This window comes from Vallitalea longa, assembly GCF_027923465.1.
Lineage (GTDB): Bacteria > Bacillota > Clostridia > Lachnospirales > Vallitaleaceae > Vallitalea > Vallitalea longa.
Map to the genome: position 1 here is coordinate 15,884 of NZ_BRLB01000029.1, position 14,909 is coordinate 30,792.

Annotated in this window: 11 protein-coding genes and 1 pseudogene; 2 read left to right on the forward strand and 10 right to left on the reverse strand. The window is 29.8% G+C overall.

Annotation, left to right across the window (positions count from 1 at the left end; genetic code table 11):
- Nucleotides 1–86: 86 nt before the first annotated feature.
- From QMG30_RS23965 to QMG30_RS23985, 5 genes are read right to left on the reverse strand one after another with little or no spacing between them, the layout of a single operon-like run.
- Nucleotides 87–1,073: a radical SAM/SPASM domain-containing protein gene (locus QMG30_RS23965; RefSeq protein ID WP_281819705.1), complete on the reverse strand. Its 987-nt coding sequence runs from the start codon at nt 1,071–1,073 to the stop codon at nt 87–89.
- Nucleotides 1,074–1,132: 59 nt separating this feature from the next.
- Nucleotides 1,133–2,251, reverse strand: a complete 1,119-nt coding sequence (locus QMG30_RS23970; RefSeq protein WP_281819706.1) for a hypothetical protein — start codon at nt 2,249–2,251, stop codon at nt 1,133–1,135.
- On the reverse strand, nt 2,252–3,121 hold the full coding sequence (locus QMG30_RS23975) for an ATP-binding cassette domain-containing protein (RefSeq protein WP_281819707.1): 870 nt from the start codon (nt 3,119–3,121) through the stop codon (nt 2,252–2,254).
- Nucleotides 3,111–3,887 (reverse strand): hypothetical protein, encoded by a 777-nt coding sequence (locus QMG30_RS23980; RefSeq protein ID WP_281819708.1) that lies wholly within the window; start codon nt 3,885–3,887, stop codon nt 3,111–3,113. Before QMG30_RS23980 ends, QMG30_RS23975 begins: the two co-directional genes overlap by 11 nt.
- Nucleotides 3,880–4,425, reverse strand: a complete 546-nt coding sequence (locus QMG30_RS23985; protein WP_281819709.1) for an RNA polymerase sigma factor — start codon at nt 4,423–4,425, stop codon at nt 3,880–3,882. Before QMG30_RS23985 ends, QMG30_RS23980 begins: the two co-directional genes overlap by 8 nt.
- 272 nt (nt 4,426–4,697) lie before the next feature.
- On the opposite strand from QMG30_RS23985, the gene QMG30_RS23990 reads away from it, so the two are divergent.
- Nucleotides 4,698–5,156: a MarR family winged helix-turn-helix transcriptional regulator gene (locus QMG30_RS23990; RefSeq protein ID WP_281819711.1), complete on the forward strand. Its 459-nt coding sequence runs from the start codon at nt 4,698–4,700 to the stop codon at nt 5,154–5,156.
- Nucleotides 5,157–5,231: 75 nt separating this feature from the next.
- Here the strand turns inward: QMG30_RS23990 and QMG30_RS23995 are convergent, their stop codons facing one another.
- Together QMG30_RS23995 and typA are read right to left on the reverse strand one after the other, a co-directional pair.
- Nucleotides 5,232–6,887, reverse strand: a complete 1,656-nt coding sequence (locus tag QMG30_RS23995) for a phosphoenolpyruvate carboxykinase (ATP) (RefSeq protein ID WP_281819712.1) — start codon at nt 6,885–6,887, stop codon at nt 5,232–5,234.
- 518 nt (nt 6,888–7,405) lie between these two features.
- Entirely contained in the window at nt 7,406–9,220 is a 1,815-nt protein-coding gene (gene typA / locus QMG30_RS24000; protein ID WP_281819714.1) for a translational GTPase TypA, read from the reverse strand.
- Nucleotides 9,221–9,953: 733 nt separating this feature from the next.
- Between typA and QMG30_RS24005 the strand changes: the two are divergent.
- A pseudogene (locus QMG30_RS24005) lies at nt 9,954–11,565 on the forward strand (ammonium transporter).
- Nucleotides 11,566–11,688: 123 nt separating this feature from the next.
- On the opposite strand, the gene QMG30_RS24015 reads toward QMG30_RS24005, so the two are convergent.
- Genes QMG30_RS24015 through QMG30_RS24025 form a run of 3 tightly spaced genes read right to left on the reverse strand, consistent with a single transcriptional unit; the run spans nt 11,689 to nt 14,877 of the window.
- Nucleotides 11,689–13,302 (reverse strand): N-acyl-D-amino-acid deacylase family protein, encoded by a 1,614-nt coding sequence (locus QMG30_RS24015; protein WP_281819720.1) that lies wholly within the window; start codon nt 13,300–13,302, stop codon nt 11,689–11,691.
- A complete protein-coding gene (locus QMG30_RS24020; protein ID WP_281819722.1) occupies nt 13,303–14,400 on the reverse strand; it encodes an alanine racemase in 1,098 nt (365 codons plus the stop codon).
- Between the two features lie 15 nt (nt 14,401–14,415).
- Nucleotides 14,416–14,877, reverse strand: a complete 462-nt coding sequence (locus QMG30_RS24025) for a RidA family protein (protein ID WP_281819723.1) — start codon at nt 14,875–14,877, stop codon at nt 14,416–14,418.
- Nucleotides 14,878–14,909: the final 32 nt, after the last annotated feature.

Below are 14,909 nucleotides of genomic sequence, written 5' to 3' on the forward strand. Positions count from 1 at the left end.
ACTATGTTATAATTATTTAATTGTGTTATTAAAAAACATAATTATTATTTATAGACTAGAGATTATCGTAGAAATAATAACTCAGGCTATTTTTTTAGGTTTTTTCTATTGCTTTTAGATAGCATCTTGATTATGTTTTTAAAACGAAAAGTTGAACCTGAGTCAAATTTCGGTGTTACGACATCGCAATTTCTACACATGAAATGGATATTTCTATCTGTAAGCATTAGTTTTCTTAGTTTGTTATATTTTTCACCTTTCCATATATCTACAAGCTTTTCTTTAGTTAGGTCTCCCATAGTCACTTTTCCAGTTGCATCGTTACAGCATAAACTCATTTTGCCGTCAGGACGTACTATGACTTGTTCAAATGGATACATACACGCTGATTTCAATTTCAATTTCTTCTTGGTACGATTTTTGGCTAGCCCCCCTCGGTTAAGGAGTATTTCATTCTCTTTTCTTAAATATATATATACTTTACAATCAGAAGGATTTTTTTCGTTATATTCGTTGACTTTTGCGATAGTGTCGTTAACTTCTAATTTATCGTTATAATTATCGATAATAATCTTATTAAGATATTTTCTTATTTCTTTGAATTTTTCTACAGTTAATAATGAACCATTAGTAAATAAAAATAGTTCTGCATTAGGTAAAGCTTCTCTAGAGAGTTTCAATAGGTCTATGATCCTTTTGTCCAGAAGAGGTTCATTGTTGGAATACAAACCAAAACTTCCAGAGTAATTAATCTCCTGTAATTGCTTAAGTATAGAAGAAAGAAGAGATTCTTCCATTATCTTAAAAGGCCTTGGATCAATATGTTTATTTATGGGACAGAATGCGCAGCTTCCATTACATCTGTTTATTGTTTCTACTTCAATTGTTTTAAATATTGGATATTCATCCATTGCTAAATATTTTTTTGCTAATTTTTTACTTTGATGATTAAATAAACGGTCAAAAATATATATACTTCTTGGTAGTATGTGTTTTTCTAAAGTTTGTGGAAAATGTTTTTCAAGGTAAGATTTTATTTTTCCTATTCCATTTTTATATGGATTAATTATCATTGTGTTTCTCCCCTCATGGTTGTGATTGTCAGCTATTAATCTAATTAAATTTTGTTTGATTAATATACTTGTTTATTCCTGAAAAAGTAAAAAATTAGATATATAATTATTGGAATAAGCAATATATAGATACCTATCACTAAATAGGGGTATAATATTGGATGTCCAAGTATATTGTAAGTTTTATAGTTTCTAAATAGAGGTTCCGCTTTTAGTATATTAGTCAGAGAAAAGTTAATAATTTCAGGAGTTTTTCCATCGATATATGTATACTGTTCAATAACTAATGGTAATGCTAATATAGCACTTGAAATAGATATAGACGCAAGTATTGATCTACACAATGAAGATATAAGTAGTACAATCAATGAAAAGATTATTGCACCTAAAAGGTGGGTTAAAAATTGTACTAGTACATACGAACCTATTGTCAATAAGTAAGGGGACATTAGGAAATTACCTATATTCTGTATAGGAATAGACCATCCATAGCTATCCAATGCTAAGAAATAAGGGATACTGTTAAAAAGGTTAAAAACTAAAGTTATTATGAAAGTAAATATCGTTGATGCAATAATTTTGGATGTTATAAATTGTTTTTTACCTTTTTTACTGCTCTTTATTATAGAATCCATGTTAGTGCTGTATTCAGATGTAATCATAGTAGATATACCTAATAATATCAGAATACAGATATAAACGAATCCATATTGATTAATGTAATATATTATTTCAGTATAACCATTTTCATTAAATATATAAGGTTTAGGTAGTTTTCCAAATAAGGTATGTTGAAGCTTCGTATTTCTATAGTCAAACGAAGATTTATTTGTATTTTTTAGTGTTTCTAATTCCTCTAATTGTTTAATGTGTTCTGTGTATATATCTTGGTTCCCTTTTGCCATTGTAATAGCAGTATTAGTATTAATGATTTGTTTTTCTTGGTCTTCTAATTGAGAGTAATTATATCCGCTTTCTATATATTTCACATTGTTATCATATATTTTTTGTGAAATTGGTTTCTGTATTTCTTCAGGGATTGTATATAAGTCATAATCATATACCTGAAAAGCATTATATATATTAATGCTGTTAAGGATAAGAAAAATTAGTGCCGCCAGATATATGATTTTCTTATGAAAAATCTTACTCAATTCGCTTTTAATGAGTTTACTCAATTAATTCCCCTCCAATCCAAAATAAAACATATATAAATCATCCAAAGTAGGATTAGTCAAATGACATTCCACATTAGGTTTTTTTTCTGATATAATACGAACTTTTATATTTTCTCCATTGTTTTTTATATCGGTGACAGAAAAGTTTTTCTGCAATTCCAATAAGGAATTTGGTTTTATATCTGCTTCCCATACTGTATCTTTTATAATTTTCAGTATTTCAACTGGAGTATTCTGTATTATTTTTTCTCCATTTTGTATTAGTATTATTTCTTTTGATAAATATTCAATATCACTAATGATATGTGTTGATATTATGATAATCTTATCTGAAGATAATCTTGAAATTATATTTTTGAAATTTATTCTCTCTTTTGGGTCTAAGTTCAATGTTGGTTCATCAAATATTAGTATTTTAGGGTTATTAAGTAAAGCTTGTGCTATACCTATACGTTGTTTGATTCCTTCTGATAGTGTTTTGATTTTTTTATCTTTATACTGGTCAAGGTTCAATAGGTTTAACAGATTATTTATTTTATCTGTGGCTTCATTTTTGTCTACATCTTTCAAATATCCGATATAGTTAAGGAATTTAGTTACGGTATAATCTCTATAAAAACCAAGTTTCTGGGGAAGATAGCCAATTATTTCTCTATAGTTATCTTCGTTAAGTGTTATATCTTTGCCGTTTATAAGGATTCTTCCTTTACTAGGTTTTATTATTGTTGCTAGGATTCTGAGTAAAGTAGTTTTACCTGCTCCGTTAGGACCGACTAGTCCATATATTCCTGGATTCAAGTCACAGGTGAAGTTATTTAATGCTGTGTTATGTTTATATAATTTTGTTATTCCTTCAATTTTAAGTTCCAAATAATATACTCCTCTCTGAATTCTTTTTGATATACGCTTTTAATTGAAATACAAGTAATAAAATTCCTATCAATATAAACCCAATGTAGATTGAATAGTTAATAGTATATAGTGATTCAATGACATTTGGTGTATTCATAACCCATACTATGACCCCTATCCATACAAGTATTATGCTTGATAATATATAACTTGTTCTTATTCTTTTTATAATAAAAAGAGTAATATTGTTCACAAGAATTATAGGAGTTAACCATGTAATCAATAAATTGAATAATGTAATAGTAGGTATTATAAAATAAATAATAGCTGATATGATGGACATTAAAAGTAAATTATAAAAGGCTGTAATAGTTATTCGGGTTAACATAATTGTCTGGACTGTGTTTTTGCATGCAAGTTCCATTTCCAATATTTGTGGATCTCTTCCTTTTATATCTTCAAAAAATATAATTATAAATGGTATAGGTGAATAAAAACTTATAGTGATATAAGGATTTTTAGAGGTTAGTGTTAATATAAATCCTATAACATATAATGCAAGGTTAAAATACCAGTAAAATCCATTAACCATTGATAAATCTTTTTTGATTTTCTTATATAAGTCAAAGTTTTTTTTATTACTTTCTATACATCCTTCGCTAGGCATATATTGTTTTAATGTGTTAATAGTTTTGTCTATCTCTAATTCACTGGGGTAAGTAATTGGTGAATTTATTGATTCCTTTATGATATTATCTAAAGGGTCTTTGAATTGGTTACTCAAAGTGTTCTTCCTCCTTTATCAATAGCTTTAGTCTATTAATACCCTGCCGATATCTTGATTTGGCAGTTGATTCACTGGATTTAGTGATGAAAGCTATTTCTTTGAATTTTAGGTCATTATAAAATCTAAGTATAATTACATCTCTTTGATAGTCAGGTAATGATAAAACCAATTTTCTTATTATTTCACTATCTGTTTTGTTAAGTACTTCTTCATAAGGGTTACTGGATGATGTAATATCATAAAAATTATCTATTGAAACATCTTCTTTATTCTTACTGCTTCTGTAATAATCATTACAATGATTAACAGCTATCTTTAGTAACCAGTTAATGAAATTTTTTTTATGTTTATATTTTTTAATTGATTTTATTACTTTTATAAATATTTCTTGGGTTATATCATACGATTTATGATAGTCCCCCATTTTTCTGTATACAAAACCATATACTAGATTGTAATATTTTTTGACTAAGAGATTTAATGCTTCTTCATCACCAGATATTATGTTTTTTATCAGCTTTTCGTCAGTTTGCATTTTTTTCACCCTTATTAATAACGTAGTAGGTTGTAAAAAAGATTTAAAAATCAATAAAAATTTCTTAGGAATATTTTACTAACTAATTTTATATTTAATTTTTTTTAATTATGAGATGAATATTTTTCTGTAAAAAACAACACATTAAAATTATTATATGTAAAAAACAAGTTAAAATTTAATTTTTGGTAAACTGTTTTGACAAGAGGTTTGACAATACTTGGTATTTATTATATACTTCGATTATATCAAGGTACAAGGTTAGGTGAGATATGGAAAATACTTATGAAACTTTAAATAATTTACTAGTCAATATGTTCAATGAAATAATGACAATTGAAGAAAAAGCGCTTATAACAGATGAGTTTAGTAATATTTCCATTACAGATATGCATATAATTGAAGCCATAGGATTGGGGAATGGCAGAAATATGTCATCTGTTGCCAAAGATTTAGAAATAACTGTTGGTACATTAACGATTGCTATCAATAATTTAGTTAAAAAAGGTTATGTTAATAGAAATAGAAGTACTAAGGATAGAAGGGTAGTATTGATTTCTTTATCAAATCTAGGGGTTAAAGTCTATAATCATCACAAAATGTTTCATAAAAATATGATTCAGGATATTATTAATCTGTTGGATGATGAAGAGATGAATAGCTTTTTGAAAGCTATAGGTGGGATAAATGAATATTTTCAGAAAATGAAAAATAAAAATGCAAGAATATAAAGGCTACCCATAATTGGGTAGCCTTTTATTGGTGAATTGCATTGTTTTATGATTGGTGAAATTTATTATTATTATCTAATTTAATTCTTTAACAATATCTTGTAAAGCTTCTAGAGCTTCTTTTGGTAATTTATTAAATCCGCCTTTATCAGTTTCAGTAGATTTAACAAAGTTAACTCTGTCAACCATTCTAGCTTTTAATTGGTTTACATATTCAGTATCTTTCATATCTGGAACGAATCCTTCGATTTCCATGATTTCGATATCACTGAATGGAGCCCATGGTTTGAACTTAGCAGTACCTTCAATAATAGCTTCTAATGAACCTAATGTAATTGCAGGAGTAACTTTCTTATCCATGAAGAAACCAGTATTTAAGATATAGCAATCTACATGGTTGTCGCTGAATAATTTCTTGAATTTTTTGTAATCATCTGCTAATGGGTAAGTTCTGAATGGGTTAGCGTATGGTTCAACAACTAATGCGTTAGGGTCTACACCTTCTGCTAATCTTTCAGCTGATGTTCTCTTAGTTGCAAGAGTAGCACCCATTACTGAAGCAAGAGAAGCACCGTCTAATTTCATGATTGGTGGAAGTGTTGGATCTTTCATTAACCAGAAAATAGCGTTAACTGGTTCTTCAAATTTATTTTCACGGTTAGGTGACCATAATTTTGATTTAACAGCACGTCCGTTACCATTTCTGATGTCTTCTGTTACAAGAACAATCTTTCCATCATTATCAATAGTGACACCATTGTTTTGAACAGATAATAAGAATTTATTATCGCTATTTGCCATTGGATAATCGGCAGTCTTATCAAAATATGAAGGCTCAAGTGCTACTGATGAACTGTTTTCTGTAGAAATAATGAATGCATCATCATGAAGTACTGTGATATCATATTTATTATTATGTTTTGCATGTGTAATAGTAGATTTTCCTGAACCTGATAATCCAAATACACCAGCAACGAATTTTTTACCGTTTTCTAAGTTATAACGTTTTTGTCCACCATGGCAAGCAGCATATCCATTTCTGTTAGCTGTTCCCCATGCAAGTGTTAATGTACCTTTTTTATGTTCTCCGAAGTATCTCATACCTAGTAATGCAGCACAGTTATGTGTTGGATCAAAGAAAGTAAGTCCTAGTGGATGTTCGTCATGTGTCCATTCTGGATCTGAGAAAATGAAAAGGTCACCTTCTGAATCAAGTTTTTTTGATTGTGCATAAAGGTTATTATATTCTTCATTTAAGTATTGGAAGTTAAGTAACCAAGAATACATTATGTTCTCGAAGCCTTCTGGAATTAATAGATGAGCTTTTACCATAAAGTCTGCGTCTAAACCAACATAAGCTTGAGCATGATATAATTTACGATATCTTGTATTGTAAACAGCTTCTCTGATTTTTGAAGCATATTCTTCTTGGTCTACATTAGGTTCGCCAATAATTCTTCTTGCAGCTGCACAACGTCCTTTTACAGCTCCATCATTGAATAATAAAACTTTTGCATCTTCGTCAAGACCAAGTTTTCCTGGTTTGTATACAGGAATATCTGTTACAATAGTTCCTGGAGAATTAGCAGCTAATTTGTAAGCTTCTTTAAGAGAATTAACATTAACTACATTATTTCCATAGAATGGTGATTCGATTGTAGTACGGATTTGTGAAAAAATAGGGTTTTCTTTTTTGATTTCGTCCCAATTAAATGTTCTTTTTGTTGCCATTAGGTATTCCTCCTTCATGTATATTAATTTTGTAATAGTATATATATAAATTTATCACACAGTGATTAATTTATTATCGTAATTTAAGGGTTATAATAATACTTTCAAATCTCCCCCATGATAATTATAATATTACGTTTTGCAAATGTCAACTAAGTTTTATCTTGTAAATTATAATGTTTTTGTTAACATATTTAAAGGTATAAACAATTATGATAGTTTTATGGTCATTATGTCAAATATTAGTATATTCACTTAAAAAAAGTCATAAAAAATCTAAATTTATTTATAAAAGTTTGTATCTATTTTAAGTTTGTGTATTAATCAAAAATATATTATTTTTTTTTAAAAAGATACTAAAAATATATTATTGATGTATTAGTAATTTTTTGCTTTTTATAATTATACATTGAGATGTAATTTTTTGCAGAAATAGTCTCTTTTAAATTTATACAATAAAAAAGCTACTATTGAATAGTAGCTTTTGAATTTATTATTACCTTTTTATGAGTATTTTATTATCTATTTTTGTTATTGTATTTAGTTCTTTCTTGTTCTGTAAGGTATTTTTTTCTTAATCTTATACTGTCTGGAGTTATTTCAACTAGTTCATCATTATTGATAAACTCTAGTGCCTCTTCAAGACTAAATATTTTTGGTGGTGATAATTTAATTGCATCATCTGCTCCAGAAGAACGGGTATTGGTTAATTTTTTGTTTTTACATGGATTAACTGTCATATCATCTTTTCTGGAGTTGATACCTATAATCATACCTTCGTAAACTTCCGTAGTTGGATGTATAATCATTGTACCTCTTTGACAAAGGTTATTAAGAGAATAAGGCATTGCTGTACCCTTTTCACCAGATACTAATACTCCATTACCTCTTGAAGGTATTTCACCTTTATGAGGTTCATAAGCTTCAAATGAACGTATTATCGTACCTTCACCTCTAGAATCAGTAATAAGTTCACTTCTGAATCCAAGGAGTCCTCTTGTTGGAACTATAAATTCCATACGTGTGAAGCCGTTTTCGGAAACCATTGCTTCCAATCTACCTTTTCTAACATTAAGTTTACTAATAGCTGTTCCTGAATATTCATCAGGGATGTTAATAATTACTCTTTCTACTGGTTCTAATAGTTTTCCATCTTCTCGATGCATAAGAACTTCGGGTTTTGATACGCTGAGTTCATATCCTTCTCTTCTCATGTTTTCAATAAGGATAGAAAGATGAAGTTCTCCTCTACCAGATACTTTATATCCATCAATACCGCCTAATTCTTCTACTTTTAAACCTACATTTATTTCTAATTCTTTGTCTAATCTTTCTTTTATATGTCTTGTAGTAACGTATTTACCAGATTGTCCAGCAAAAGGTGAATTGTTTACTAAGAAATTCATTGATAGTGTTGGTTCTTCTATTTTAATTAATTCCATAGGTTCTATATTATCTACATCGCAATATGTTTCGCCTATGGATATATTGGAAACACCTGCAATAACAGCGATATCACCACTTCTTAATTCTTTTTTTGGTACTTGTTTTAATCCTTCGTAGGCAAATAATTTGGATATTTTACCTTTTTCTTCTGTTCCATCTCTTTTGCATATAGCTATTTGTTGTCCTTCTTTAATGGTACCTTTAGATATTCTACCAATACCTAGTCTTCCAATATAATCATCGTATGCTAATGCGGATATCTGCATTTGTAATGGTTCATTATTTTTATCTGGATAAGGTTTTGTATGTTTTATTATTGTTTCAAATAAAGGTGTAAGATCTGTATAGTCATCGTCCATAGAATATTTAGATATACCATCCCTAGCAACTCCATATATTATTGGAAAATCCAGTTGTTCATCATTAGCATTTAATTCAGCGAATAAATCAAATGTCATATCTACAACTTCTTCAGCTCGTTGGTCTTTTTTATCTATTTTATTGATGAATAGTATTGGGTTAAGATTATGTTCAAGTGATTTTTGAAGTACAAATCTTGTTTGAGGCATAGGTCCTTCGCTTGAATCTACTAGAAGGATTACTGAATCAACTGTTTTTATGATTCTTTCTACTTCTGATGAGAAATCCGAGTGACCTGGTGTATCCACAATATTTATTTTGTAGCCGTTATAATTTATAGAGCAGTTTTTTGAGTAAATAGTTATTCCACGTTCACGCTCTAAATCGTTGCTATCCATTACTTGGTCAACAACCTCTTGATTTTCTCTAAATATGCCACTTTGTGTTAGGAATGCATCTACTAAAGTTGATTTTCCTGCATCTACGTGGGCTATTACTGCTATATTTATAATTTTTTGTTCTGACATGTATATACCCTGCTTTCTAATTTTAATGTCTTATGTTTTGATAAATAAAATATATATATAAATTAAATGATATTTCATTTAAGGGTTTTTTGATTCATTATACCAACTATATAGTTTATACGTTATTGGGTAAATAATCAAGTAAAGATTTCATAACATTTTGGAAAGGATGGAAAAAATTTATTTTCTATAAAAAAATTGTTAGATATAATTAGTTAACTGGGAAGTGTACGTAGGTATATATAGTTAGTTTTACTACGCTTTACTCCAAGGATCAGTCTGCGTAAAACTAACTATATATACCATTCAAGCCCGTGATGAAGAATTTGATATATTAAGTTAATCAAAAGAGAGGGTATTTTGGTTATATATGGTTGGTTTTATTACATTTTACTTTAAAAATAAGTTTACGTGAGAATAACTATATGTACTTTTTATAAAAGTTTGAAGGATAGATAATTAATAAAATCAATTGGTTGAATTGTTTAACAAATATATTTAGGGAAATATATTGACACAAGACTGATAATAGTGTATAATTTGCAACATGAATTCAAGGGAGGATTCTACATAGATTACTCTATATAAAATAGATAAATGAGTGGACAATGGAGTTCATGCGTCATAATGACGTATGAACTTTTTTTTGTATTCATATAAAATATAATGATTATTCCTTGAAATCTTTTAAACAATTTTTATATTATTATGAGAGGATTGATATATAATGAGCATGACATTTATTATTAACTCAATGTGGGTTCTGATTGCTAGTGTTTTTGTTTTTCTTATGCATGCAGGTTTTGCTATGGTTGAAATTGGGTTTACCCAATCTAAGAATGCAGTTAACATTATTATGAAGAATTTTGTTACAGTTGCTATAGGAGTAATGTGTTATTTCTTGATAGGTTATTCTATTATGTATGGTACTGATGTGGGAGGGATAATCGGTACAGATATGTTTATGTTATTAGGAAAACCTGATAAATTGAATGGTATATCATTTGATGCATTTTTCTTTTTCCAAGCTATTTTTGCTGCTACATGTGCAACAATAGTGTCAGGAGCTATGGCGGAAAGAACTAAATTTACATCTTATATTATTTTTTGTTTGGTAGCTACAACAATAATATATCCACTTATAGGTCATTGGATATGGGGTGGAGGATTTTTATCAGAAAGATTTGGGTTTAGGGATTTTGCTGGGGGAACAGCTGTGCATGCTGTCGGAGGATTTTGTGCTTTGATTGGAGCTTACATGGTTGGTCCTAGAACAGGAAAATATAAGAAAAATAAACCAGTTGCTATACCGGGACATAATATACCTCTGGGGGCTTTAGGTGTATTGATTCTTTGGTTTGGATGGTTTGGCTTTAACCCAGGAAGTACTTTGGATATTACATCTTCCGTTACTATACATAGTGCAGTTACTACGTTGTTAAGTGCAGCAGCAGCCACATTATCAAGCTTGATATTCAGTTGTTTGAAGTATAAGAATCCTGATGCGCCTTTAACTCTTAATGGGGCATTGGCTGGACTTGTCGGTATTACAGCAGGTGCTAATGAGGTTTCTTTTGTAGGTTCAATTATTATAGGGATATTAAGTGGGATAATAATGATTTTAGCAGTGGAGTTTGTTGATACGAAACTAAAAATTGATGATCCGGTAGGTGCAATATCAGTACATGGGGTATGTGGAACTTTTGGTACTATTGCCATTGGAATATTTTCTACAGATGGAGGATTATTATATGGTGGAGGATTTAGTGTTTTGGGTTCGCAGATTATAGGGATATTAATCTGTGGTGTAACTTCTATAGTTTTAGCTTTCATAACATTTGGACTGATTAAGGTAACAATAGGATTGAGAGTTAGGGAACATACGGAAGTCAATGGTCTAGATAATATAGAGCATGGGATTTCGGCTTACATAAATTTATAGTTAGAGATATAGAGAAAGATAACTATATTTATAAGTAAAAGGGAGGATTATATATATGGATAAAATGACTAAGATCGAGATAATTACCAGAACATCAAAACTTGAAGAGTTAAAAGACGCTCTTCATGATATAGGTATAACAGGTATGACGGTAACACAGGTTCTAGGATGTGGTATGCAAAAGGGGATAACTGAAACATATAGAGGGGTACCACTGACTATTAACCTACTGCCGAAAGTAAAAGTAGAGATGGTTGTTTGCGAAGTACCGGTTGATGATGTCATTGCAACGGCAAAGAAAGTATTGAAAACAGGACAGATTGGAGACGGAAAAATATTTTTATATCCTGTTGAAAATGTAATTAAAATCAGAACTGGGGAAGAAGGAGTTAGGGCATTATAATAAAAAAAATAAAGAATTAGGTGGGTTATTATAGAGGGGCTTACTACGTAATACATTTTGTTTATTATTATGGTATTCATTGTAAATAAAAATGTATTATGAGATAGTCCCTCAACATATAGATTAAATAGTAGTATGGGCATATTCTGATAATAAAAGTTTTCCGTTTTTGTTATCTAATACTTTACCATTTTCTAGGGATGTAATACCATTTACTATTACATAATCTATGCCTTCACAATTTTGTCTTGGATTTTCGTATGTTGCTTTGTCTTTGATTTTATTTATATCAAATATAACAATATCAGCCTGATAACCTTCTCTTAACAAGCCTCTATCGTTTAGATTAATTCTTTTAGCTGGTAAATATGTACATTTCTGAACTGCTTTTTCTATCGTTAATATAGGTTCTTCTCTGACATATTTGGAAAATAGTCTAGGGTAAGTACCATATAATCTAGGGTGGGGATTACCTTCGTTTAGATATATGGAATCTGATATTATAAATGAGTAATCTAAGCTTATTATTTTTTTAACATCTTCTTCACTCATATGGAAGAATACCATAGAAACTTTACCATTTTCTTCTATTAATAAGTTAATGGCACATTCGTCTGGTTCTTCACCACGTATTTTTGCAATTTCTTCTATACTTTTTCCAATACAGTATTTATTTTTTGGGGTATTAACGTCAACAATTACTACTGAATTCCATCCAGTAGAATATACAAGATTATCCCAATCAGATGTATCTTTTGCTAATTCGTCTTTAATTTTATTTCGTGTAATAGTGTTTTTTAAGCGGTTTAGAAATTGGTCTACACCACCTTCGACAGCCCACGGAGGCATTACACTGCTAAGCGTTGTGGAACCAGCAGTATAAGGATATACATCACAGGTAACATCTTGACCTTTACTTCTAGCTGTTTCAATAAGATCAATTGCTTCATCAATCGCTGTACCCCAATTGTTTTTCCCTGCACATTTGAAATGACTTATATTAACGGGAACGCCGGTTTTTTTACCTATTTCTATTATTTCTTTTACTGAAGATACTAGACTGTTACCTTCACCTCTAATATGAGCAGTTACAACTGTATTATAATTTTTTAAGCAAGATATAATATTGACAAGTTCATCGGTAGTATGAAGAGTATCTGGCATATACATTAATCCAAGTGATAAACCTAAGGCACCGGAATTAATTGCTTCTAATAAAGAACTTCTCATTTTTTTAATGTCTTCTTTAGTTAGGTTTTCTTTATCAAATCCTTTTAAAGCTATCCTTAATGATGAATTACCGACTAAACCTCCGATATTATGCATATATTTTTTGTTTTTTAACATATCAATATATTCATCGTAACTATTCCATGTAAAAGGTATATCGAATGTTCCTAAAAAAGGGGAACTATATTCGTTTAGTAAATTTAATGTTTTATTGTTAATAGGGGCAATGGAAAAGCCACAATTTCCATATATCTCTGTAGTTACTCCTTGTTGGATTTTTATATCACATAGGTTACAGCTTGCAGCACGTAAATCAGAGTGGCTGTGTATATCTATAAATCCAGGGGACACAATTTTGTTTTCTGCATCTATAATTTTTTTGGACTGAGCATCTATGGAGTCTTGAATTTTGACTATTTTGCCATCTTTTACTGCTATATCTCCAGTGAATTTCTTGTTTCCTGTTCCATCTACTATAGTACCGTGTTTTATTAATATATCGTACAACTAGTACACCATCCCTCTTGCTGAAACCATTTTTTTATCAATAATATTATTGTTACTGACAAAGGCTAATTCATTATGAAGATTAATGGTTGTACATACGTGGTTAGGGATAATTGAAATAGTATCTCCTATAGATAGTTCACCGTTATCGTTATCTATTAATATCGTTCCATGTTCTTCAGACAGTCCAGATAAAGTTATATTGTCATAACCGACTACTTTTCCATATCCTTTTAGAAAATATGGGAATTTATCCATAGATGCATCAGTGGAGAATGTTTTGTTTCCACCGTCAATAATAGCTTTACCAAATTTTTGCTTGCTTACTATAGTTGACAATACTCTTGCTGCGCAATCTTTTTCTTCGCAGACATTAAGGTTAACAAGCATTTGATCATTAAATACATAAGTGCCAGGTCTTACTTCTGTAACACCTTCTACCATACATGCATATTTTGCAGTAGGTGTTGAGCCAACACTAATATCTTTTATATCAAAACCTTTTTTTCTGAGTCTATTTGCTAAATCTACCATCATGTTGGATTCTTCATATCCAGCGTTCTTAGCATCTCTAGTAACTTCGCCATTATAGATTAGACCTTTGAATGTGAATATACCAGTAATATTTATATTAGAAAAACCTGCTATATTATCAAAAAATGATTCAACTTTTTGATATTCTACACCAGACCTACCCATTCCAGTATCAATTTCTACTCTTAGTTCAAGAATTTGATTATCTTCTTTTGCGTATTTATCAAGTTGTTTTATTGCATATATACTTTCAGTACCAACGATTAGTCTAATTTTTTTATTTAACTTAAGTAGTCTTTTGATTTTATCTTCACCAATAATTGGATAAGCAATAAATATATCATCAATACCAGCATCAGCCATTACTTCTGCTTCTCCTATTTTTGCGACAGATATTCCAACTGCACCAGCTTCGATTTGCATTTTTGCTATATCTGGTATTTTATGAGTTTTTATATGAGGACGTAATGAGCAAGAGTTATTGGAAACTAACTCTTGCATCTTATGTATGTTATTTTTCATTATGTCATAATCTATGATTACTTTAGGAGTATCTATTTTCATTTTTCATACCTCCGATTATTCTTCTATTTCAAAGATTCCTTCTATTTCAACTGCAAGTCCACCAGGTAGTTCGTTTGTTCCAATAGCAGAGCGAGCATGTTGACCTTTATCCCCAAATACATCTACAAGGAACTGTGATGCACCATTCATAACTTGTGGCTGATCAGCAAAACCTTCAGCACTAGCTACAAAACCTAAAATTTTAACTACATTCTTAATTTTATTCAAGTCACCAGTGTAAGCATGTAGACAACTTAACATATTTAAACATGCTCCTTTTGCAGCTTCTTTACCTTGTTCAATAGTTAAATCTTTTCCTACTTTTCCTGCAATTGTAGGAATTCCATCTTTAGTTGCACCTTGTCCTGCTGTAAATAATAAGTTACCTACTCTTTTAACTGGTGTGTATACTCCTCCAAGTGGTGGAGCTTTAGGTAATTCAATGTTCATTTTCTTTAGATTTTCATATACGTTCATAATTTTTTCCTCCTGTGTTTAATTTATTTGTT

What these genes read in the sequence shown, in the direction of transcription:
- QMG30_RS23995 (WP_281819712.1), bottom strand. Translation starts at nt 6,887, where the DNA reads ATGGCAACAAAAAGAACATTTAATTGGGACGAAATCAAAAAAGAAAAC.
- QMG30_RS23990 (WP_281819711.1), top strand. Translation starts at nt 4,698, where the DNA reads ATGGAAAATACTTATGAAACTTTAAATAATTTACTAGTCAATATGTTC.
- QMG30_RS24025 (WP_281819723.1), bottom strand. Translation starts at nt 14,877, where the DNA reads ATGAACGTATATGAAAATCTAAAGAAAATGAACATTGAATTACCTAAA.
- QMG30_RS24020 (WP_281819722.1), bottom strand. Translation starts at nt 14,400, where the DNA reads ATGAAAATAGATACTCCTAAAGTAATCATAGATTATGACATAATGAAA.
- typA (WP_281819714.1), bottom strand. Translation starts at nt 9,220, where the DNA reads ATGTCAGAACAAAAAATTATAAATATAGCAGTAATAGCCCACGTAGAT.
- QMG30_RS23965 (WP_281819705.1), bottom strand. Translation starts at nt 1,073, where the DNA reads ATGATAATTAATCCATATAAAAATGGAATAGGAAAAATAAAATCTTAC.
- QMG30_RS23985 (WP_281819709.1), bottom strand. Translation starts at nt 4,425, where the DNA reads ATGCAAACTGACGAAAAGCTGATAAAAAACATAATATCTGGTGATGAA.